The sequence below is a fragment of the Nocardioides sediminis genome (assembly GCF_003047295.1).
Classification (GTDB): Bacteria; Actinomycetota; Actinomycetes; order Propionibacteriales; family Nocardioidaceae; genus Nocardioides; species Nocardioides sediminis.
Window position 1 is genome coordinate 260,228 of record NZ_PZYZ01000006.1, and the last position, 21,784, is coordinate 282,011.

At 73.2% G+C, this 21,784-nt stretch carries 20 protein-coding genes; 12 read left to right on the forward strand and 8 right to left on the reverse strand.

Going from position 1 to position 21,784, the window contains the following annotated elements; all coding sequences use genetic code 11:
- Window positions 1-40: 40 nt before the first annotated feature.
- The 4 genes from DAI17_RS15360 to DAI17_RS15375 are packed head-to-tail and all read left to right on the forward strand — an operon-like array spanning window position 41 to window position 2,929.
- Window positions 41-649, forward strand: a complete 609-nt coding sequence (locus tag DAI17_RS15360) for a TetR/AcrR family transcriptional regulator (protein WP_159081588.1) — start codon at window positions 41-43, stop codon at window positions 647-649.
- Window positions 650-658: 9 nt separating this feature from the next.
- Window positions 659-1,228: a VanZ family protein gene (locus DAI17_RS15365; RefSeq protein WP_107774078.1), complete on the forward strand. Its 570-nt coding sequence runs from the start codon at window positions 659-661 to the stop codon at window positions 1,226-1,228.
- A gap of 10 nt (window positions 1,229-1,238) precedes the next feature.
- Window positions 1,239-2,321 (forward strand): histidinol-phosphate transaminase, encoded by a 1,083-nt coding sequence (gene hisC, locus DAI17_RS15370; RefSeq protein WP_107774079.1) that lies wholly within the window; start codon window positions 1,239-1,241, stop codon window positions 2,319-2,321.
- 23 nt (window positions 2,322-2,344) lie between these two features.
- Window positions 2,345-2,929 carry a hypothetical protein gene (locus tag DAI17_RS15375; RefSeq protein ID WP_107774080.1) on the forward strand — a complete coding sequence of 195 codons (585 nt, stop codon included), beginning with the start codon at window positions 2,345-2,347 and terminating at the stop codon, window positions 2,927-2,929.
- A gap of 63 nt (window positions 2,930-2,992) precedes the next feature.
- Here DAI17_RS15375 and DAI17_RS15380 read toward each other — a convergent pair whose 3' ends face one another.
- Together DAI17_RS15380 and DAI17_RS15385 are read right to left on the reverse strand one after the other, a co-directional pair.
- Window positions 2,993-4,249 (reverse strand): MFS transporter, encoded by a 1,257-nt coding sequence (locus DAI17_RS15380; RefSeq protein WP_199905149.1) that lies wholly within the window; start codon window positions 4,247-4,249, stop codon window positions 2,993-2,995.
- The gene (locus DAI17_RS15385) at window positions 4,246-4,806 is read right to left on the reverse strand and encodes an ArsR/SmtB family transcription factor (RefSeq protein ID WP_234412520.1); all 561 of its coding nucleotides are present in this window, start codon (window positions 4,804-4,806) and stop codon (window positions 4,246-4,248) included. Before DAI17_RS15385 ends, DAI17_RS15380 begins: the two co-directional genes overlap by 4 nt.
- 156 nt (window positions 4,807-4,962) lie before the next feature.
- Between DAI17_RS15385 and DAI17_RS15390 the strand changes: the two genes are divergently transcribed.
- Window positions 4,963-5,877 carry a glutathione S-transferase C-terminal domain-containing protein gene (locus DAI17_RS15390; protein ID WP_199905160.1) on the forward strand — a complete coding sequence of 305 codons (915 nt, stop codon included), beginning with the start codon at window positions 4,963-4,965 and terminating at the stop codon, window positions 5,875-5,877.
- Between the two features lie 27 nt (window positions 5,878-5,904).
- Here DAI17_RS15390 and DAI17_RS15395 read toward each other — a convergent pair whose 3' ends face one another.
- Together DAI17_RS15395 and DAI17_RS15400 are read right to left on the reverse strand one after the other, a co-directional pair.
- Window positions 5,905-7,167 (reverse strand): family 43 glycosylhydrolase, encoded by a 1,263-nt coding sequence (locus tag DAI17_RS15395; protein ID WP_107774082.1) that lies wholly within the window; start codon window positions 7,165-7,167, stop codon window positions 5,905-5,907.
- Between the two features lie 156 nt (window positions 7,168-7,323).
- Window positions 7,324-8,358 carry a family 43 glycosylhydrolase gene (locus DAI17_RS15400; protein ID WP_159081589.1) on the reverse strand — a complete coding sequence of 345 codons (1,035 nt, stop codon included), beginning with the start codon at window positions 8,356-8,358 and terminating at the stop codon, window positions 7,324-7,326.
- A gap of 170 nt (window positions 8,359-8,528) precedes the next feature.
- Here DAI17_RS15400 and pdhA point away from each other — a divergent pair, with 170 nt between their 5' ends.
- The 3 genes from pdhA to DAI17_RS15415 are packed head-to-tail and all read left to right on the forward strand — an operon-like array spanning window position 8,529 to window position 12,174.
- Window positions 8,529-9,686, forward strand: a complete 1,158-nt coding sequence (pdhA, locus tag DAI17_RS15405; protein ID WP_107767460.1) for a pyruvate dehydrogenase (acetyl-transferring) E1 component subunit alpha — start codon at window positions 8,529-8,531, stop codon at window positions 9,684-9,686.
- Window positions 9,686-10,672 carry an alpha-ketoacid dehydrogenase subunit beta gene (locus DAI17_RS15410; RefSeq protein ID WP_107774084.1) on the forward strand — a complete coding sequence of 329 codons (987 nt, stop codon included), beginning with the start codon at window positions 9,686-9,688 and terminating at the stop codon, window positions 10,670-10,672. The genes pdhA and DAI17_RS15410 overlap by 1 nt, the downstream gene beginning before the upstream one ends.
- Window positions 10,672-12,174, forward strand: coding sequence for a dihydrolipoamide acetyltransferase family protein (locus tag DAI17_RS15415; RefSeq protein WP_107774085.1), 1,503 nt, complete (start codon window positions 10,672-10,674; stop codon window positions 12,172-12,174). Before DAI17_RS15410 ends, DAI17_RS15415 begins: the two co-directional genes overlap by 1 nt.
- Window positions 12,175-12,323: 149 nt before the next feature.
- Here the strand turns inward: DAI17_RS15415 and DAI17_RS15420 are convergent, their stop codons facing one another.
- The 3 genes from DAI17_RS15420 to DAI17_RS15430 all read right to left on the reverse strand — a co-directional run bounded on the left by DAI17_RS15420 (window position 12,324) and on the right by DAI17_RS15430 (window position 15,478).
- Window positions 12,324-13,274, reverse strand: coding sequence for an NAD-dependent epimerase/dehydratase family protein (locus DAI17_RS15420; RefSeq protein ID WP_107774086.1), 951 nt, complete (start codon window positions 13,272-13,274; stop codon window positions 12,324-12,326).
- A 168-nt stretch (window positions 13,275-13,442) separates the two neighbouring features.
- Window positions 13,443-14,930 (reverse strand): M1 family metallopeptidase, encoded by a 1,488-nt coding sequence (locus tag DAI17_RS15425; RefSeq protein ID WP_107774087.1) that lies wholly within the window; start codon window positions 14,928-14,930, stop codon window positions 13,443-13,445.
- Window positions 14,927-15,478 (reverse strand): RNA polymerase sigma factor, encoded by a 552-nt coding sequence (locus tag DAI17_RS15430; protein WP_107774088.1) that lies wholly within the window; start codon window positions 15,476-15,478, stop codon window positions 14,927-14,929. Before DAI17_RS15430 ends, DAI17_RS15425 begins: the two co-directional genes overlap by 4 nt.
- 20 nt (window positions 15,479-15,498) lie before the next feature.
- Between DAI17_RS15430 and DAI17_RS15435 the strand changes: the two genes are divergently transcribed.
- Entirely contained in the window at window positions 15,499-17,034 is a 1,536-nt protein-coding gene (locus DAI17_RS15435) for a serine/threonine-protein kinase (protein WP_199905150.1), read from the forward strand.
- A 15-nt stretch (window positions 17,035-17,049) separates the two neighbouring features.
- On the opposite strand, the gene DAI17_RS15440 is transcribed toward DAI17_RS15435, so the two are convergent.
- A complete protein-coding gene (locus DAI17_RS15440; protein WP_159081590.1) occupies window positions 17,050-17,694 on the reverse strand; it encodes a hypothetical protein in 645 nt (214 codons plus the stop codon).
- A 43-nt stretch (window positions 17,695-17,737) separates the two neighbouring features.
- Here DAI17_RS15440 and DAI17_RS15445 point away from each other — a divergent pair, with 43 nt between their 5' ends.
- From DAI17_RS15445 to DAI17_RS15455, 3 genes are all read left to right on the forward strand, one after another.
- A complete protein-coding gene (locus DAI17_RS15445; RefSeq protein WP_107774090.1) occupies window positions 17,738-18,352 on the forward strand; it encodes a sulfotransferase family 2 domain-containing protein in 615 nt (204 codons plus the stop codon).
- 148 nt (window positions 18,353-18,500) lie between these two features.
- Window positions 18,501-20,207 (forward strand): phenylacetic acid degradation protein PaaN, encoded by a 1,707-nt coding sequence (gene paaN, locus DAI17_RS15450; protein WP_107774091.1) that lies wholly within the window; start codon window positions 18,501-18,503, stop codon window positions 20,205-20,207.
- Between the two features lie 74 nt (window positions 20,208-20,281).
- Window positions 20,282-21,784, forward strand: a complete 1,503-nt coding sequence (locus DAI17_RS15455; protein WP_107774092.1) for an amidohydrolase — start codon at window positions 20,282-20,284, stop codon at window positions 21,782-21,784.

Below are 21,784 nucleotides of genomic sequence, written 5' to 3' on the forward strand. Positions count from 1 at the left end.
TATCGACCGACGATAACGCCGTTATGGCAGCATGTCCACGGTGAGCAGCGCCTCGGTGTCCGGCCCCGTCGACGTCCGCGCCCGCCTGATCGAGGAAGCGGCGCGCATCCTCGGCGAGGAGGGGCCGTCGGCGCTCTCCGCGCGCCGGCTCGCCGGTGCCGCCGGGACCTCGACGATGGCGGTCTACACGCACTTCGGCTCGATGGCCGGCGTCGCGGACGCGGTGGCCACCGAGGGCTTCCGCCGGCTCATCGACCACGTGGACGAGGTCCGGACCACGGACGACCCGATCGCCGACCTCCGCGCCATGGCGGCGGCGTACCGCGCCAACGCGCTGGAGAACCGGCACCTCTACCTCGTGATGTTCGGGGCCGTGAGCCTCGGCGGGTTCGGCGGTCACGGCGCCGACCGGGAGGTGAGCGCCGAGGCGTTCGGTCAGCTCGTCGCCGGGATCGCTCGGGCCATGGAGGCAGGCCGGCTGCGGGACGGTGACCCTGCGGCGGTCGCCGCCCAGTTCTGGAGCGCGCTGCACGGTTACGTGATGCTCGAGCTGGCCGGGATGGACCAGGTGGTCACCGACCCCGAGCACACGGTGCTGTGGCAGATGCTGGGCAACCTGCTGAGCGCGCTCGCCCCACCGCCTCGCTAGCCTCCTCGGGTGACGATCGGCGGGACGGGCGTGATGCTCCTGGGCTGCCTGGTCGCCCTGGTCGTCTTCGCCGGCGTCGAGCGCCTGCTCCGCCCGCGGCTCGGACCGGTCACGTCGGTGGCGCTCGCCGGCTTCGGGTGGAGCGTGGTGTGCATCGGGATCCTCACCCTCATCCCGGCCCAGTGGGGGATCGGCGTGGTGCCGGCCGACGAGGCGCAGACCACCTGCTCGCTGGACTACGGCGGCCCCGCGCCCGACGGCTTCTGGCTCCTCCCGGGCAGCCAGCGGCTGCTCAACATCGCGGTCTTCGTGCCTGCCGGCGCCCTGTGGGTCCTCGCGGTCGCCCGGTGGCGCACCCGCTGGGTGCTCGGTCCGCTCGGCATCGCCGCGCTCGGGCTCTACTCGATCCTCATCGAGGCGCTGCAGCTCGCCGCCGCCCGGATCGGCCGGGCGTGCGACGTGACCGACATGGTCGACAACGTGGCCGGCGCCGTCATCGGCGGGCTCCTCGGCATCCTGCTGGCGCTGCTGCTGCGGCCGTGGGAGTACCGCCGACCCGCCGCGCCGGCGCGGCGCTAGCCTGCTCGCCATGTCGACCCCGCCCTCCTCGCCCTCGGCCCGCCGCAACGTCGCGGAGATCCCGACGTACGTGCCCGGCAAGCCGCCCACGCCCCGCCCCGGCCTCACGACGTACAAGCTCTCGTCGAACGAGAACCCCTACCCGCCGCTGCCCGGCGTGGTCGAGGCCGCGACCCGCGCCGCGGAGGCGATGAACCGCTACCCCGACATGGGCAACAGCGCGCTGTACGACGCCCTGTCGGCCAAGCTGGGCGTCCCGACGTCCGACCTGGCGGCGGCCACCGGCAGCGTGGCGCTGATCTACCAGCTCCTCAACGCGTTCTGCGACCCCGGCGACGAGGTCGTCTACGCGTGGCGCTCCTTCGAGGCCTACCCGATCGCGGCGACCGTGGCCGACGCGAGGAGCGTCCGCGTGCCGGTGACCGCCGACGGCCGGCACGACCTCGACGCGATGGCGGGGGCGGTCACCGACCGCACCAAGGTCGTCATCGTCTGCACGCCCAACAACCCGACCGGCCCGGCCGTGTCGCAGTCCGAGCTCGACGCGTTCCTGGCCCGCGTCCCCTCCCGCGCCGTGGTCGTCGTGGACGAGGCCTACCTCGAGTTCGTCCGGATGGACGACGCGGTCGACGGCGTCGCGACCTACCGCGCGCACCCCAACGTCATCGTGACGCGCACCTTCTCCAAGGCCTACGGGCTGGCCGGGTTCCGGGTGGGCTACGCGATCGCGCAGGCGCCGCTGGCCGGTGCCCTGCGGGCGGTGTCCCTGCCCTTCGGCGTCTCCTCGGTGGCCCAGGCGGCGGCGATCGCCTCGCTCGAGGCCGAGCCCGAGCTGCTCGAGCGGGTCGACGCGCTGGTCGCCGAGCGCTCGCGGGTGGTCGACGGGATCCGCGCGGCGGGCTGGGAGATCCCGGACGCGCAGGGCAACTTCGTGTGGTTCGGCCTCGGCGAGCGGACCGGCGACTTCGCGGCCGCGGCCGACGAGCTCGGCATCGTGGTGCGGCCCTTCGCGGGCGAGGGGGCGCGCATCACGATCGGGGAGACCGAGGCCAACGACCGGCTGCTCGAGCTCGCGCGCACCTTCCCGCGCTGACGTCCATGCCCTAGGTTGCGGGCATGCGTCTCGGGGGAGCTGCCGTCTGCCTGCTCGTGGTCCTGTCGGCCTGCTCGGGACCGGACGACTCGTCGCCTGAGCCCTCGACCGGGCGAGCATCGACGTCGGCCTCCGTCGACCCGCTCTCGATGGAGGAGCCGGTCAAGCCCGACCTCGGCCGCGAAGGGCCGTTCACGGCGCGTCAGGGGATGGCCGTGGTCGACCACTTCTTCGCGGCCTGGCGCTACTCCGTGGGCACCGGCTTCGAGACGGCGTGGCGTGACGTGGGCGGGCGCTGGGCCGTCGGCTGCCTGGACCTCTTCGGCGAGTTCGAGACGCACGTGGCGGACGCCGGTCACCTCGTCGTGGTGGACGAGCCGGAGGTCACGCTGCGTAGGAGGACCGCCGTACGACGCATCCGCGACGACGTGTGGAGCGCGGGCTTCCTGGTCGACGTCCGGATCCCCGAGCGACGGGTGGTGGACGAGGACGGCGCGGAGCTGGAGGTCCTGGAGCCGTGCGAGACGCAGGCCGTGGTCGTGGTGGCGTCCCAGGCCCGGTTCGGTCCGCAGGTGGCGCTGCTGGACGAGCCGCGGCGTACCGCCTGACTTGCTGGCCGATTCCTCCGCTTCTGGGGCGTTGCATCGGCCAGCATGCGCCAGATTCACCGTCTAAGCGGTGACTTTGACCGGCGCCCGGTCCATCGCGCGGAACGACGGCACCCGCGTGGGCGCCATGGTGGTGACGAGGTACGCCGCGCCGGCGAGCAGCAGGGCCGGCGAGACGCCGAGGGCGGTGACGGCCACGCCGCCGAGGATGCCGCCGAGCGGCATCAGCGACCAGCAGATGGCGGTGTTGAGCGACGACACCCGGCCCATGAGGTGCGGCGGGATCCGCTCGAGGATGACCGCGCCGAGGATGGGGTTGAGGAAGCCGGAGGCGGCGCCGGCCACGACGGTCACGGCGAAGACCGCCCACAGCGGCGACTCCAGCGCCATCACCACGAAGCGCGGGGCCCCGGCGACGAGGAACGCCACCACGTAGGTGCGGAACCGCGGCAGCGTCTCTCCCCACCGGGCCGCGGCCAGGGCGCCCAGCACCGAGGCCCCGCTGAACACGGCGAACAGCGCGCCCAGCACCTCCACCCCGGCGCCCGACTCCTTGGCCCACACCGGCGCGAGGACGGCGGCGTAGGCCTGGTCGACCAGGTTGGTCACCGCCACCATCAGGCACACCGCGACCAGCACGGGCTCGGTGCGCAGGAAGTCCCAGCCCTCCCGGAGCTCGCGGAGGTACGACGCCGGGGCGGCGACGTCCCCGGCTCGCGGCTGCGGACGGCCCATCCCGGTGGTCGCCAGGGCGAAGACGGCGAAGGAGGCCAGGAAGGACGCGGCGTCGACGTACAGCGCGTTGGCCGCGCCGACCCACGCCACGAGCAGGCCGGCCAGCGCGGCGCCGGCCATCGAGGAGGTGCGCTCGACCGCGCTCGCCAGTCCGGTCACGCGCTCGAGCGACACCCCGGCGACCCGGGCGATCTCCGGGGTCATCGCCGACTTGCCGGCGTCGCCCGGGCCGCGCAGCGCGCCCGCGAGCGCGACGAGCACCAGCAGCAGCGGGAAGGAGAGCATCCCGAGCTGGTGCAGCAGCGGGATGGTGCCCACCAGGACGGCCGACCCGAGGTCGCAGAGCAGGGTCACCCGGCGCGGGCCGACCCGGTCGAGCAGCGGGCCGCCGAGCGCCTTGAAGACGACCAGCGGGGCGATCTCGACCGCCGCCACGATGCCCGTCTGGGTGGCCGAGCCGGTGGTCGAGAGCACGAACCACGGGATCGCGATCATCGAGATCCGGGTGCCGAGGAAGGAGATGCCCTCGGCGACCAGGCCGCCGACGAGCGGTGCGCGGCGGGGGGCAGTGGAGACGTCGCTCACCCGTCGGTCCCGAGGGCGCCCGGTCGCGGGAAGGCGTTGAGGTTGACGACGAACTGCGCCGCGCCCTCCTCGTCGGTGTCCTCGGTCTCCTCGACGACCTGGGCCAGTGCCTGGACGAGGGCACGGGCCCGGGCGGGCGTCAGAGTGATCTCCCAGTCGCTGAGGGTGCCGACGGTGCGCCACTCCTCGGGGAGGAACCGCATCTCGGCGACGGCGGCGCGCAGCTTGTTGCCGTACATCAGGGCGACGGTCGACAGGTAGGCCTCGACGTCCTCGTCGGTCGACCCCTTCTCGCGGAAGTCGGTGCGCGTGCTGTCGTGCGCCGCCCGCCACCAGCGGTCGCGGCCGCTGCCCCGCTCGGTGTCCTCCTCGATGAAGCCGTGCTGCGCGAGCTGGCGCAGGTGGTACGACGTCGCGCCGGTGTTGAGGTCGAGACGCCGGGCCAGCGACGTGGCCGTCGCCGGGCCCTCGCTGCGCAGCAGGCCGAGCATCCGCAGCCGGACCGGGTGGCTGAGCGCCCGCAGGCCGGCGATGTCGGGGGTGATGGAGGAGGGCACGGCAGGAGGCTACGACTGCAAAGATTCATTTGCAAACAATTCTTTGCGGTTTGGGACCTCCAGCAGCGTGGAAGAATGGTTGAGACGGCAACGATCGGGAGGCGCGGCGTGAGCGAATCGACGTACACCACCGAGGGCAAGCCCTTCGAGCGGGACATGGACTACATCAACGACCGGATCCTGGCGGGCGAGCGCTCCGCCGACCCGGACGACCGGGGACCGCAGGACGTGAAGGTCTGGCCCGTCGAGCCGGGTCGCTACCGCCTCATCGCGGCGAAGGCCTGCCCCTGGGCCAACCGGGCGATCATCGTCCGCAACCTCCTCGGCCTCGAGGGCGTGATCTCGTGGGGCGCTCCCGGGCCGACCCACGACGCGCGCAGCTGGACCTTCGACCTCGACCCGGACGGGCGGGACCCGGTGCTCGGGATGACGCACCTGCAGGAGGCCTACTTCAACCGGGTGCCCGACTACCCCAAGGGCATCACCGTGCCCGCCATCGTCGACGTCGAGTCGCGTGCGGTGGTCACCAACGACTTCCCGCAGATCACCCACGACCTCTTCTTCGAGTGGCGCGAGCACCACCGCCCCGACGCGCCGGACCTGTGGCCGGTCGAGCTCCGCGACGAGATGGAGACCGTGATGAAGCGGGTCTTCACCGAGGTCAACAACGGCGTCTACCGCTGCGGCTTCGCCGGCTCGCAGGAGGCGTACGACGAGGCGTACGACCGCCTCTGGGTCGCCATGGACTGGCTCGAGGACCGGCTGTCCGCCCGGCGCTACCTGATGGGCGACGCGATCACCGAGGCCGACGTCCGGCTTTTCACCACGCTGGCGCGCTTCGACGCGGTCTACCACGGCCACTTCAAGTGCAACCGGGTCAAGCTCACCGAGATGCCGGCGCTGTGGGGCTACGCCCGCGACCTGTTCCAGACGCCGGGCTTCGGCGAGACCATCGACTTCGACCAGATCAAGCAGCACTACTACGTCGTCCACACCGACGTGAACCCCACCGGCATCGTCCCGCAGGGGCCCGACCCGAAGGTCTGGCTGGAGCCGCACGACCGCGCCTGAGTGTGGCCGGCTGGCCCGCCACGCGGATCAGGGGGTGGTCGGGGTCTCCGTGGGCGTCGGGCTCGGCGTCGGTGTCGTCGTCTCGGTCGGTGTCGGTGTCGGTGTCGGCGAGGGTGTCGGCGACTCGGTGGGGGTGGGCGTGGGCGTCGGCGTGGGGGTCGGGGTCTCCGTCACCGGCGGCGGAGGCACGGGGCCCTGGACGAACGCGGCGATCGACGGCCCGTCGCCGGTCCACCTCAGCCGGACGGCGTACAGGGCGCGCTTGCCGACGTCCTCGTAGTCCTTGTGCCCGGAGTAGGACTGGTAGCACGGCAGGTTGGTGCCCTTGCAGACCCAGCCGTGGAAGAACATCCGGTTGGCGAAGGTGTCCGTCGCCGGCACGTAGTCGGCGCCGCCGGGCCCGCACACGCCGGTGTTGCGGCGGTTGAGCAGCGCGTGGCCCCGGGTGCCCTGCCACTCGCGCTTGAGGAAGTGCGACCGCCGCCAGATCGTGCGGTAGCGGCACTCGCCGTAGTCGCCGCGCGAGGTGATCAGGTAGTGCCAGTCGCGGTGCTTGACCATGACCGGGTTCTCCAGGACGCCGCTGTCGCGGATCAGCTCCCGGCTGCGACCGAACGTCGCGGTCCCGGCGCCGTTGAGGCGGATGATCCGGATCGTCGACGGCGTGCCCTGCGTCCGGTAGAGCAGGAAGCGCCGTCCGTCGGGGGCGATGTACGACGAGGGGTCGATGACGCCGCGCCGCGGCAGGCCGACCCGGCCGGGCACCTGGTCGAAGGCCGGCGTCGTGGTGGAGTAGTCGGGGCACACCAGCGGCTTGTTGCCGAGCACGGTGAACGTCGAGCTCAGGTCGGGGGCGGTGGCCACCCCGATGCAGCGGTCCTGCTCGTGCGGGAGCCCGCGGGAGGGCATCGTGAAGTAGGCGACCCAGCCCGTGGGCGTCTGCTCGACCTCCGGGCCCCACACGCCGGCGTACTTGGCCCACGTCGGCCGTCCGTTGAGCACGTCGCCGCCGCGTCCCCAGTAGCCCCAGTCGTAGTCCGAGCGCGACGCCCGGCCGCGGAAGCCGGTGGCTGCGCCGTACCAGCGCGTCCCGTCGCGGACCACGGTCGGGTCACCGAAGTCGCGGTCCCAGATGAGCGGGCGGGGCGCCACGGCGGCCCGTCCGGAGACGCCGGGGTGCGAGTCGGGCCGGTCGGTGGACGCCGTCGACGAGCCCGGTACGACGAGCAGCGCGGGCAGCGCGACGAGTGCGGCCAGCGCGCCGGTCCAGCGCGTCAGATGTCGTGGCATGTGGCGTGTCCCCCTCGGAAGCCGGACCCCTTGATACCCCGGCGCCCCCGGGGCAGGGCAAGCCCCCGCGCCAGAATCACCGCTTCAGCGGGGATCCTGGCGCTTGCTGGCCGATGCAACGGCCAGCAAGCGACAACATCGGCCAGCAAGTCCGCCTCAGCGCCAGGCCGTCACCGTGGGCACGCCATCCGGCCAGGCCAGCTCGGCGGCGTACATCGGGCGCCTCGAGCCCAGCCGGGGGCGCTTCTCGACCAGGTCCACCCCGGCCGGGCACCGCCGCCGCTCGCACGTCCACGCGTGCAGGAACAGCCGCAGCCGCGAGCCGCGCGGCACGGCGCTGACGTCGGCACCGCCGGGCCCGCAGAGGCCGGTCGTCGCGCGGTCGAGGAGCACGCCCGACTCGGCCGCCGACCAGTCGAGCAGCGTGGCCGACCGCCGCCAGACCGTGCGGTAGGAGCAGCGGCCGAAGTCGCCCTGCGACAGCAGCATCACGTAACCCTCGGGGCGCCGGACGACCACCGGGTTCTCCAGCACGCCGTCGTGCCGGAACAGCTCGGCCGACGGGCCCGCCGCCCGGATCCCGGACCGCGAGAGCGGCACGACCCGGATCGAGGAGGGGATGCGGTCGGTCTTGTAGAGCAGGTGCAGCCGCCCGTCCTCGACGAAGAGCGACGGGTCGATCACGCCGGCCCGCGGCAGCGACCGGTCGGGCTGCGGCACGGTGTCGCCGGCCGCGGGGGCCGTGGCGTACGACGGGCAGACCAGCGGGCGGCCGCCCACCGGCACGAACCCGCCCAGCGCCGACCGGGACCGCGCGACCCCGATGCAGCGGCCGTACTCGCCGATCCCGCGCACCGGCGCCGCGAAGTACAGCAGCCACCACCCGTCGACGCGCGCCACGTCGGAGGCCCAGATGTCGCCGTCCTTGTGCGACCACGACGGCAGCCGGACCAGACCGCGCCCGGCGGCCCGCCACGCGCCGCGCGGCCGGTCGGAGACGGCGCGCGGGACGAGGCTGCCGGTCGAGAACCCGACGTACCCGGACCCGAGCACCGCGACCGCAGGGTCGGCGAAGTCGCCCGCCAGCACCGGTCGCGGCCGGTCCGGTGCGGCACCGGCGGGACCCGCGCCCGCGATCACGGGGGTGAGGGCCAGGGCCAGGCCGAGGAGGGCGACGACGGAGCGGAGCACCGGGAGATCCAAGCACGCGACGGCCCTGCCGACGCCCGATTGGCGCGCCGGCTGGCGCGCTGGATACCGTGTGGACACCATGTGGTCGGGGTCACACACGCCCGCGGCCGCACCGAGCCGTCGGCGATCCCGGTGACCCCGCGACGCCGCTAGCCGCACGAAGGAGTGCCATGAGCGACCCCGGAGGATTCGGACCCGACCTGGTGGAGGTCTTCGGACCCAGCCAGCAGGACGGTGGCCCCGAGCTCGTCCAGCTGTTGACGCCGGAGGGCGAGCGCGTCCACCACGACGAGTTCGACCACGACTTCTCGGCCGAGGAGCTGCGCGGCTTCCACCGCGACATGGTGCTCACCCGGCGCATCGACACCGAGGCCACCGCGCTCCAGCGCCACGGCGAGCTCGGCATCTGGGCCCAGCTGCTCGGCCAGGAGGCCGCCCAGATCGGCGCCGGCCGCGCGCTGCGCCCGCAGGACTACGTCTTCCCGACCTACCGCGAGCACGGCGTCGCCTACTGCCGCGGCATCGACCCGCTCGACCTCCTCGGCCTCTTCCGCGGCGTCGACCAAGGCGCGTGGGACCCCAAGGACAACAACTTCGGGCTCTACACGATCGTCATCGGCGCCCAGGTGCTGCACGCCACCGGCTACGCGATGGGCATGCAGCGCGACGGCGTCGTCGGCACCGGTGACCCCGACCGCGACGCGGCCGTCATCGCCCACTTCGGCGACGGCGCGTCCTCGCAGGGCGACGTCAACGAGGGCTTCATCTTCGCGGCGTCCTACAACGCGCCGGTCGTGTTCTTCTGCCAGAACAACCAGTGGGCCATCTCCGAGCCCATCGAGCGCCAGACGCGCATCCCGCTCTACCAGCGCGCGCTCGGCTTCGGGTTCCCCGGCGTCCGGGTCGACGGCAACGACGTCCTCGCGACGTACGCCGTGACGCAGGCTGCGCTGCAGCGCGCCCGCGACGGCCAGGGCCCCACGCTGGTCGAGGCCTACACCTACCGGATGGGCGCGCACACGACCACCGACGACCCGACCCGCTACCGGATGAGCGACGACCTCGAGCACTGGAAGCTCAAGGACCCGATCGCCCGGCTGGAGGTCTACATGCGCCGCAACGGCCTCGTCGACGACCAGTACTTCGCGGACCTCAAGGCCGAGGCCGACGAGCTCGGCCACCACCTGCGGGAGGGCTGCAAGGCGCTGCCCGACCCGCAGCCGATGAGCGTCTTCGACCACGTCTACACCGAGATGACCGACGAGCTCGCCGCCCAGCGCGACGGCTACCGGGCATACCTCGACTCCTTCGAAGGGGCGGGCCACTGATGAGCACGACGCAGAAGATCACCCTCGCCAAGGGCCTCAACATGGGCCTGCGCAAGGCGATGGAGGACGACCCCAAGGTCCTCGTCATGGGCGAGGACGTCGGCAAGCTCGGCGGCGTCTTCCGGATCACCGACGGCCTGCAGAAGGACTTCGGCGAGGACCGCGTCATCGACTCGCCGCTGGCCGAGTCCGGCATCGTCGGCACCGCGGTCGGCATGGCGCTGCGCGGCTACCGTCCGGTGGTCGAGATCCAGTTCGACGGCTTCGTCTACCCGGCCTACGACCAGATCGTGTGCCAGGTCGCCAAGATGACCTTCCGGTCGCAGGGCAAGGCCAAGATGCCGATGGTCATCCGCATCCCGTTCGGCGGCGGCATCGGTGCGGTCGAGCACCACTCGGAGTCCCCGGAGGCGCAGTTCGCGCACACGCCGGGCCTCAAGGTCGTGGCGTGCTCCAACCCGATCGACGGCTACTGGATGATCCAGCAGGCGATCGCCCACGACGACCCGGTGATCTTCCTCGAGCCCAAGCGGCAGTACCACGCCGACAAGGCCGAGCTCGATGAGTCGGCCACGCCCGACCCGCTCTTCGCCTCCCGCACCGTGCGGGCGGGTTCGGACGCGACGCTCCTCGCCTACGGCCCGACCGTGAAGACCGCGCTCAAGGCCGCCGAGGCCGCCGCGACCGAGGGCAAGAACCTCGAGGTCATCGACCTGCGCACCCTCTCGCCGCTCGACATGGCGCCGGTCTTCGAGTCCGTACGCCGCACCGGCCGCGCCGTCGTCGTCCACGAGGCGCACGTCAACCTGGGCATGGGCGCCGAGCTGTCGGCCCGGATCACCGAGGAGTGCTTCTACTCCCTCGAGGCCCCGGTGCTGCGCGTCGGCGGCTTCGACACCCCCTACCCGCCGTCGCGGATCGAGGAGGAGTGGCTGCCGGACCTCGACCGGGTCCTCGACGCCGTCGACCGGAGCATGGAGTTCTGATGAGCGAGTTCAAGCTGCCCGACGTCGGTGAGGGACTCACCGAGGCCGAGATCGTGTCGTGGAAGGTCAAGGCCGGCGACTCGGTCGAGATCAACGACATCATCGTGGAGATCGAGACCGCGAAGTCCATCGTCGAGCTGCCGTCGCCGTTCGCCGGCACGGTGCTCGCCCTGATGGTCGACGAGGGCGAGATGGTGCAGGTCGGCACGCCGATCATCTCCATCGGCTCGGCCGACGAGGCCGCGCCGGCCCCGGCCGCCCCGGCGGCTCCCGCCGCGCCCGCGGTCGACCTCTCCGACATGGACCTCTCCAACCCGGCCGCGTCCGGCGGCGGTGAGGGCGAGTCGCTGGTCGGTCGCAACAAGGCGGAGCGCGGCCCGCAGCGCCGGGCCCGCAAGGGGGCGGCGACGCCCGCCACCGCGGCCGGCGCCCAGACCCAGATGCAGGTCCAGGGCGCGTTCGCCCCGGGCGGCGCGCAGACCGACGAGGTCTCCGCCGTCGACGAGCCCGCCGTCCCGGCCCGGTCCGCCGCTCCGGCACGCGCTGCCGAACCGGCGCCCGCCCTGGTGCCGGCCGCCGCGCAGACCGCGCGCGCCGACGTACGCGCCCTGGCCAAGCCGCCGGTCCGCAAGCTGGCCAAGGACCTCGGCGTCGACCTGACGATGCTGACCGGCTCGGGCTCCGGCGGCGTCATCACCCGCGCGGACGTCGAGTCCGCGGCCGGCTCGTCGACGCCCGCGGGCGCGGCGCACGACGGCGGGCTCACGTCCGCCGCCGTCCGCGACGTCCGGGGCGCCGGTGAGCGGGAGACGCGCGAGCCGGTCAAGGGCGTGCGCAAGATGATGGCGCAGGCGATGAGCCAGTCGGCCTTCACCAGCCCGCACGTGACCGAGTGGATCACCGTCGACGTCACCGCCACGATGCAGCTCGTCGAGCGGCTCAAGGGGCGGCGGGAGCTCAAGGACGTGCGCGTCAGCCCGCTGCTGGTGCTGGCCCGCGCGGTGCTGCTGGCGATGAAGCGCACCCCGGAGATCAACTCCTGGTGGGACGACGCGGCGCAGGAGGTCGTCTACAAGAACTACGTCAACCTCGGCATCGCCGCGGCCACCCCGCGCGGGCTGGTCGTGCCCAACGTCAAGGACGCCGACTCGATGTCGATGGTCGAGCTGGCCGGTGCCCTGTCCGAGCTCACCGCCACGGCGCGCGACGGCAAGACCCAGCCGGCCGAGATGGCCGGCGGGACGTTCACGATCACCAACGTGGGTGTCTTCGGCGTCGACGCCGGCACGCCGATCATCAACCCGGGCGAGTCCGCGATCCTGTGCTTCGGCGCGATCAACAAGCGGCCGTGGGTCTCCGCCGAGGGCGAGATCGTCGTGCGCGACGTGACCACGCTGGCGCTGTCGTTCGACCACCGGCACATCGACGGGGAGAAGGGCTCGCGCTTCCTCGCGGACGTGGCCGGCATCCTCGAGGACCCGGCGAGCGCCCTGCTCTTCTGATCGACCTCCCCCCTTTCGTCGCGCTGAACGGCGCCGACCGGGCGGTTCCTGTGCGTACGCCGCGCGCGGACGCGCCCGGTCGGCGCGCGCCAGCGGGCAGGAACCGCCCGGTCGGCGAGTCCCAGCGGTACAAAAGTGCCCGGTCGCGTTCAGCGGAAGGACCAGGCCGCGAGGACTTCCGCCTCGCGCTCGGGCGTGAGGGCGACGACCGGGCCGCCGAGGGTGTCGCGCGCCGTGTCGCCGATCGGCCGCAGCCGCAGCCCGGCGTCGAGGGCCGGGCCCGGGTCGTGCGACATCATCCCGTCGTGGTCGGGCCGCGGGAGCCACAGCGGAACCGAGCCCTCGCCGGCCCACGGCTGGACGCCCTGCTCCTCGAGGAACGCTGACTCCACCCAGGTGAGCAGGGGCGCGGGTGACCCGACGCCGGTCGCCACCTCGGCGAGCAGGTCGCCGAGGGCCATGGGGCGGCCGACGCCGTCGAAGACCCCGGTCGTCCGGGCGGCGCAGACGTCGAGGATCCACGCCGCCAGGTCGCGCACGTCGATCACCTGCACGACGTCGTCGGGGGTTCCGGGGGCGAGCACCTCGCCGCCGCGGGCCAGTCGTTCCGGCCAGTAGGTGAACCGGCCGGTCGTGTCACCCGGTCCCACGATCAGCCCCGGCCGCACCACCATCGACGAGGCGGCACCCGAGGCCACCAGCGACTCGCAGGCGACCTTCATCCCGCCGTACGCATCCGGGCTCCCCGTCGGGTCGACGTCCTCCTCGATCGGGTCGACCAGCGGCTCCATCGCGGGGGACGTGTTGTCGGCGTAGACGTTGATCGTGGACACGAAGACCCAGTGCGCGTCCGGGACGGCCGCGACCGCCCGGCGCACGTGCGAGGGCAGGCGCGCGACGTCGACGACCGCGTCCCACGTGCCTCCGGAGAGCTCGGGAGGCGCCTCCTCCCCGCGGTCCCACCGCAGGTGCGTCGCACCCTCCGGCACGCTCCCCGACTCGCCCCGGCACGCGCAGGTCACCTCCCAGCCCCGGGCCACCGCCTGGGCCGCGACCTCGCGGGAGAGGAACCGGGTACCGCCGAGCACGAGGAGCTTCATGCCTCCACCCCACCCGTCGGCGGGGCGCCCGGGCAAGGGCGTTCGCCGCGAGCGGAACCGGACGCCCACCCGCGGATAGTTTGGGACGATATGGGTGGAAATGGCGCGGGAATCCACCCAGATCGTCCCCGACTACCCAGCGGAGGGGGCAGGCCGGCCGGGATCCGATCAGCCGCCGAGGAGGCCCTCCGGCGGCGTGGTCGACCCGGTGATCCAGGCGTCGAAGAAGCGCGTCAGCTCCAGCCCGCTCTCGGCCTCCCAGTGGTCGAAGGCCTGCTGCCGGGTCACCGAGGTGTTGTCGTGGGCGGCCAGCCAGGAGCGGGCGATCTCGAAGAACTTCTCGTCGCCGAGCTCGCGCCGCAGCTCGTCCCACATGACCGCCGGCGACCAGTAGATGTTCGACCCGCCGAACTGGCGGGGGTCGTAGTCGCCCGGCGGGCCGTACTCGTCGCGCAGCCGCTGGTCCTCGGCGCGCCACGCGTCGACGATCCGGGCGACGTCGAAGCCGCCGCGGTCGGCCTCGTAGAGCGCCTGCATCAGCATCGTCATGCCCTCGTTGAGCCACACGTCGCTCCAGTCGGCGGGCGAGACCTGGTCGCCGTACCACTGGTGCACGACCTCGTGCAGGATCACCGGCGCCGAGCGCACGTAGTCGTTGTTGCCCAGCGTCACCATCGTCTGGGTCTCCATCGCGCTCTGCGAGTCGGTGAGCACCAGGCCCAGCGAGCTGAACGGGTAGGGCCCGAGTCGCTGCTCGACCCAGTCGACGGTCTTGGCGGCCACCTTGAGGTCGTCGTACGCGCCCGGCAGCCCGCGCGGGATCCAGTAGTCGACCGGCATGCCGCTCGCGGTGCGGTTGGAGCGGTGGGTGTAGTCGCCGATGGCGAGGGTGATCAGGTACGACGACGCCGGCTCGTCGAGCTGCCAGCGCGTGGTGGTCACGTCCCCGCCGTCCTCGGATGACGTCGAGGTCGAGACGAGCCGCCCGTTGGCGACCCCGGACCACGGAGCGGGCACAGTGACGCTGATGTCGTAGAGCGCCTTGTCGGACGGCTGGTCGTTGACCGGATACCACGAGTAGGCGCCGTAGGGCTCCTGCATCGTCCACACCTCGCCGCGGTCGGTGACGGTGAAGCCGACGGTGGAGAAGTCGCGGCGGGTGGTCGGCGCGGGCACGGGGCGCGGGCTGCCGCCATAGGTCACGACGAGCTCGTGCCGGTCGCCCTCGGTGAGCGGGGAGCGGACCACGAGGTCCTTGCCCCGGTGCGCGTACGCCGCGTCCTCGCCGTCGAGCGTCACCTCCGAGACGTCGAGGGCGGGGCCCAGGTCGAGGCGGAAGGTCCGGGTGTCGCGCGCCGCGCGGAAGGTCACGGTCGCGGAGCCGAAGAGGGTGCGGTCGGCGGGGGCCCACGCCAGGTCGAGGTCGTAGTGGAGCGCGTCGACGTCGGGGTGCCCGACGTCGGGGTAGACCGAGTCCTCGACCGGGGTGCTCTCCGCCAGCGCGAGGTCGGGCTCGACGGCCGCGGCGGTGGGCGCGGAGACCGCAGGCTCGACCTCGGGGGAGGGGGACGGCGACGGGGGGGACCCCGTGCACGCGGTGAGGCCGACCAGCCCGGCGACGGCGAGCGCCGCCGTACGGCTGCGCAGGCCCCTCACGCCTCACCCCGCAGCAGCGGCCGGGCGAGCTTGCGGCCGTGGTGGATCTGCGCCTTGACCGTGCCCAGCGGCGCACCCACCTGGGCGGCGATCTCGTCGTAGGGGAGGCCGTAGACGTCGCGCAGCATCAGCGGCTCGACGTACTGCGGGTGGTCGCGCTCGATCGTCTCCATGGCCTCGAGCAGGTCGAGGCGGGTGCCGGCGATGACCGAGGTGGTGCGCGGGTCCGGGCGCTCGTGGTGGTGCATGCCTTCGAAGTCGGTGGGGACGGCCTGATTCTTGAGCCGCCGGTAGGTCGAGCGTGCGCTGTTCAGCGCCACGACGTGCAGCCAGGTGGTGAAACGGCCGCGGCCGTCCCACGAGCCGATCTTGGTGGCGATGTTGAGCAGCGCCTCCTGGCAGGCGTCCTCGGCGTCGCCGGAGTAGGGGAGCACGCCGCGGCACACGTTGAGGGCGCGCGGCCGGACGGCTCCGAGCAGCGCCTCGAGGGCGTCGCGATCCCCGTCGCGGGCGCGCCGAGCGAGGTCGTCGATGTCGTCTGGCGTCACACCTGCAACATAATGCAGTGGTGTCGACTCCCTCGCTCCTCGGTCGCTACCCGGTGCGGCGACGCCTCGGGGCCGGGGCGTTCGCGACCGTGTGGCTCGCGCACGACGACCAGCTCGACTCCCCGGTCGCGATCAAGGTGCTGGCCGACAACTGGACCGAGGACCTGCACGTCCGTCAGCGGTTCCTCGAGGAGGGCCGCTTCCTGCGCCGTGTCGAGTCGCCGCACGTCGTGAGCGTGTACGACGCCGGGGAGCTGCCCGACGGGCGCCCCTTCCTCGTCATGTCGTACGCCGACCAGGGCACCCTCGCGGACCGGCTCGAGCTCGCGCCGCTCACCCGCGCGCAGGCCGTGCACGTGGTGGCGCAGGCCGGGGCCGGACTGCACGCGCTGCACCAGCGCGGGGTCCTGCACCGCGACATCAAGCCCGCCAACGTCCTCTTCCGCACCGTCGAGCTCGACGGCCACAGCCGGGTCACCGCGATGGTCGGCGACCTCGGGCTGGGCAAGGCGATGGACATGTCCTCGCGGTTGACGATGATCGGCGGCACGCCGCAGTTCGTCGCGCCCGAGCAGGCGCGCGGCGAGGCGCTGGACGCGCGGGCCGACCAGTTCTCGCTGGCGGCTGTCACCTACCTGCTGCTCGCCGGCCGCGCGCCGTACGACCACACGTCGCTCATCGCGGCCGCCGAGCCGGCGCCCGCGCCGCCGATGGGCGGCGGGCTGCCGGACGCCGTGGAGGCCGCCGTGCACCGCGGCCTGGCCGTCGACCGGGAGGACCGCTTCCCCGACGTGCCGGCCTTCGTCGCCGCGCTGACCGCCGCCCTCGACGAGACCTTCGACGGGGCGGACGAGCCGCCCACGGCATGGATCCCCACGGACCCGAGCCTGACCCGGGTGGCCGGCCTGCCCGTGCCGTCGGGCGAGGCCCCGGCAGGCGTCGGCAGCTCGGCGAGTGGCCCGGACACGACGGGCGGGACCTCCGGCACCGCCGGTCCCGCCTCGGCGGCCGCCAAGATGCCCATGACGTCGACCGCGCGCCGCCGCTGGGCGCTGGTCGGCGTGGCAGCGCTCGTCATCGGGCTCGGCGGAGGCTTCGCGCTCGAGCGCACGGGCACCGTCGAGCAGAGGCTGGTCGACGCGAACGGGACGATCTCGGTGACGGTCCCGGCGGACTGGACGGCGGCGGTGGACGACGGTGGCTGGACGCCCCCCTACTCATCCCGGGAGTATGCCGCGATCTCCGCCGGCACCGCCGAGGACTGGAACGGTGACGAGGAACCCGGTCACGGGGTCTTCGTCGGACTCATGCGCGGCTACGACCTGCCGACGACGTTGCCGCAGCACCCGGAGTGCGAGGAGACCCGGCCGACGAGCCGCGGCGTGCGCGAGCAGTCGATGACGGTGGTCTCCACCGGGTGCTCCGACGACGGGGTGACGGTGGAACGGGTCGTGCAGGCGACCGCCGACCAGCTGCTCTGGGTGCAGGTGCGCTCGGCCGACCAGGGAACCGCCAACAAGGTGCTGGACTCGGTCGAGCTGTACGGCTTGCTGTGACCCTCGGGCGGGCCGTCAGGCACCGTCCTCGGCGAGGCGCATCCCGGCGGTCACGCGGGAGATGAGCTGCGCCGCCCCGCGGGCGTCCATCTCGCGGCCGGTCACCGCCACCTCGACCTCGGCGACGCCGGTGCCACGCATGTCGAGCCACGCCAGGAACCCGTGCCGCGGGAATCCGTCGGAGACGTAGGTGAACTCGAGGGTGGAGGCGGTGCGCTCCTCGATGGTGAAGCGCTCCTTCTCGTCCTGCAGGTCGCCGATCCGGTCGCTGATGGTCTCGGCGATGGTGTCCTCCCGGGACACGACGTTCTCGACGCGCAGGATGAAGGTGTCGGCCGGGTTGTTGGGCTTCTTCCACTTGGCCTCGTTGTTGCCGTTGCCGAGGCGCGCCCAGCCGACGGGAACGGGGTGCGCCAGTCGCAGCCCGCCGTTGCCGAGGCGGGCGTCGCGCATCGGCAGGTCGGTGCCCAGCGCAGGCACGGAGGGGGAGGCGTTGGCCGAGGGCAGCGGGTCCACCGGGACGCGCGGGTCGCTGGCGACCACGGGCTCGGGTGCCCCGGACGTGGCGGGGACCGGCTCGAACGCCGACGCGGCGGCGTACCCCGCGACGACGCCCGTGACCAGCAGCGCCACGGCTGCGGCCATCCCCCTCCACCTCATGCGGACGAGGGTAGGCGACGCACCCACCTAGGATGACGCCGTGATGGTCTCCCGGGAGCACCGGTTCGTCTTCATCCACGTCCAGAAGACCGGTGGCAGCGCGGTCTCGCGCACGCTGGAGGCCTCGATGCCGGACCTGGCCCCCGTCCCGGGCACCAAGCACATCAAGCTCGGCGCCGCGCTCGAGCGCTTCCCCGAGCTCGCCGGCTTCTTCACCATGGGGTTCGTCCGCAACCCCTGGGAGCGGCTGCACTCCTGGCACTCGATGATCCTGCGGCGCCGTGACGGAGTTGCCGAGGGCACGTACGACGCGGAGCTGTTCGCGCGCAACGAGTTCTGGCAGCGGGTGGTCGCCGACTTCGAGGACTTCGAGTCGTTCGTGCTCGAGGGCACGCGACGGCTGCCCCGGCTGCGGGTGCCGCAGGTCGACTACCTGGTCAGCGACCGCGGGCGGGCGGACTTCGTCGGGCGCACCGAGAACCTCGACGACGACCTGCGGCGCGGGCTGGCGCTCGCGGGCCTGCCGGCGCCGGCCACGGTCGAGCGGACCAACGCCGGACCGAGGTCGGACCACCGCGAGCACTACACGCCCGCGATGCGCGACCGGGTGGCCGAGATCGCGGCGCGGGACATCGCGGAGTTCGGCTACACGTTCTGAGGCTCGCCCCCCGGTGGGTAGTTTGGGACGAACTGGTAGGCGATTCGGCCGTTCCGCCCACGAGATCGTCCCAAACTACCCGGGTCGAGGGTGTGACAGGCGGGCGTCGCGATTGCGCGAAGACGTCACAGCGCGAGACAGTGTCCCCATGACCTCGAGCCCCACCCTGAGCCCCACGCCCAGCAACACCGCCAGCCCGATCCTCAGCCTCGACCGCCACCGCGAGCGCCTCGACGCCGCGGTCGCCGCCAGCGCCGCCCGCACCTACTACTCCGCGTTCGAGGAGTCCCCCTCTCCGCGCGTGTACGGCGAGTCCGCGGCCGCCGAGGGCAAGGCGGCGTTCGAGGCGCTGCTGCACCAGCCGTTCCCGCTGGAGACGCCGGGCAGCGAGGGGACCGTGGCGACCGAGCGGTCGCCGTACGGCATCGACCTGGGCGTGACCTACCCCCGGGCGAAGGACGTCGACACGCTGATGGCCGCCGCGCAGGCGGGGATGAAGGCGTGGCGCGACGCCGGGCCGGACGGGCGCACGGCGGTGTGCCTGGAGGTCCTCGACCGGCTCCACGGGCGGATCTTCGAGCTGGCCAACGCGGTCCAGCACACCAGCGGCCAGGCGTTCGTGATGGCCTTCCAGGCCGGCGGCGCGCACGCGCTCGACCGCGCGCTGGAGGCGATCGCCTACGCCCACACCGAGATGACCCGCACGCCGGCGACGGCGCGCTGGGAGAAGCCGGGCAAGCACCCGCTCGCGATGGAGAAGACCTTCACCGTGGTCCCGCGCGGCGTCGCGTTGGTGATCGGCTGCAACACCTTCCCGACGTGGAACTCCTGGCCCGGCCTGTTCGCCAGCCTGGTCACCGGCAACCCGGTCGTGGTCAAGCCCCACCCCGGCGCCGTCCTCCCGCTCGCCATCACGGTCCAGGTCTGCCAGGAGGTGCTTGCCGAGGCCGGCTTCGACCGCAACCTGGTCACCCTGGCCGCCGAGGAGCCCGACGACCGGCTGGCGGCGACCCTGGCCACGCGGCCCGAGGTGCGGCTCATCGACTTCACCGGCGGCAACGCCTTCGGTGACTGGCTCGAGGCCAACGCGCGGCAGGCCGTCGTCTTCACCGAGAAGGCCGGCGTCAACACCGTCGTCATCAACTCGACCAGCGACTTCCGGGCGATGTGCCAGAACCTCGCGTTCTCCTTCGCGCTCTACACCGGGCAGATGTGCACGGCCCCGCAGAACGTCTACGTCCCCGCGGCCGGCATCGCCACCGACGACGGCGTCAAGACCCCTGCCGAGGTCGGCGCCGGCATCGGCGCGGCCCTCGACAAGCTGCTCGGCGACGACGCGCGCGCCGTGGAGCTGCTCGGCGGCGTGGTCAACGCGGGCGTGCTGGAGCGCCTCGACGCGGCCGCCTCCCGCGGCGAGGTGCTGGTGCCCTCGCGGACCGTCGCCCACCCGTCGTACGCCGACGCGACCGTGCGTACGCCGATGATCGTCGGGCTGACCGCCGCCGACTCCGAGGTCTACGAGGCGGAGTGCTTCGGCCCGGTCGCCTACCTCATCGAGACCGCCGGCACCGACCAGTCGATCGACCTGTTCCGCGACACGGTCCAGCGGCACGGCGCGATGACCGCGTCGGTCTACTCGATGTCCGACGAGGTGGTCGAGAAGATGCGCGACGCCGCCCTCGACGCCGGGGTGGCCCTGAGCGAGAACCTCCTCGGCGGGGTCTTCGTCAACCAGTCCGCCGCCTTCAGCGACTTCCACGGCACGGGCGCCAACCCGGCCGCCAACGCGTCGTACACCGACGGCGCGTACGTCGCCTCGCGCTTCCGGGTGGTGCAGTCGCGGCGCCACGTGTGAGTGGTCACCCGGTGGGGTGACCATCCCCGCCGCCCGTGTCCGGGACGGGCCCGGATGCGTCCTACGGTGTGCGCATGCTGATCCGCAACGCCCGCCTGGTGGCCCTCACCGACCCCGCCCCGAGCGACCTCGTCGACGTGCTCGTCGAGGACGGCGTCGTGACCCGGGTGAGCCCCGCGGGGGCATCGGGGGACGGGCGCGAGCCGTACGACGAGGTGGTCGACGCCGAGGGCGGCTGGCTCCTGCCCGGCCTCTGGGACCAGCACGTGCACCTGGGCCAGTGGACGCTCTCCAGCGCCCGGCTCGACCTCGCCCCGGCGCGCTCGGCCGAGCACGCGGTGGCCCTCGTCCGCGAGCGCCTCGAGGAGTGGCCCGACCTGCCGGTCATCGGCTGGGGGCACCGCCCGACCGCGTGGGACGAGGCCCCGGTGACCGCGCACCTCGATGCCATCGAGACCGAGCAGCCGATCGTGCTGATCGCGGGCGACGGGCACCACGGCTGGCTCAACACCGTCGCCATGCACATGCTCGCCCTGCCGACCCGGCAGAGCGTGGTCGCCGAGGCCGAGTGGTTCATGGCCTACGGCCGGCTCGCCACCGTGCTCGGCACCGACGGCACCGGCCCGGAGGCCTACCGCCGCACCATGGAGAACGCCGCCGCGCTCGGCATCGTCGGCGTCGTGGACCTGGAGTTCAGCGGCGGCGTCGCCGACTGGGCCGAGCGCTGGGCCGGCGGTGCGGACCTCATCCGCGTCCGCCACGCGGCGTACGCCGACGGGCTCGACGACGTCGTCGCGCGCGGCCTGCGCTCGGGCGACCCGCTCGACGGCGACCGCCGGCTGACCATGGGCCCGCTCAAGATCATCAGCGACGGCTCCCTCAACACCCGGACCGCGTGGTGCTGCGACCCCTACGCCGAGAAGGCGGTCCACGGCTTCCCGGTCGGCCAGCCCAACCAGACCCCGGATGAGCTGCGCGACCTGCTCCGCCGGGCCACCGAGCACGGCCTCGACGTCGCCGTGCACGCGATCGGGGACCGGGCGGTCACCGAGGCGCTGGCCGCCTTCGCCGACACGGGTGCCCGCGGCGGCATCGAGCACGTCCAGCTCACGACGCGCGACGACGTACGCCGGATGGCCGAGCTCGGCGTCCGCGCCAGCGTGCAGCCCGCGCACCTCGTCGATGACCGCGACGTGACCGAGCGGCTGTGGCCCGGTCGGGCGGAGCGGTGCTTCCCGCTGCGGTGGATGCTCGACGACGGCGTCGACGTGGTCCTCGGCTCCGACGCGCCGGTCTCGCCGCTCGACCCCTGGCTGGCTGTCGCCGTCGCCGTGCACCGCTCCGGCGACGAGCGCGAGGCCTGGCACCCCGAGCAGTCGATCACCCCACGCGAGGCGCTCGCCGCCTCGACCGACGGCTGGGGGACGGTCGCCGCCGGACACCCCGCGGACCTGGTGCTGCTCGACGCCGATCCGCTCGAGGGGGCCGGCGACCAGGCGCACGCGGCACGGCTGCGTGCCTTCGCCGACCACGTCGTCGCCACCTGGGTCGACGGGCGGGTCGCCCACCAGCGCTGA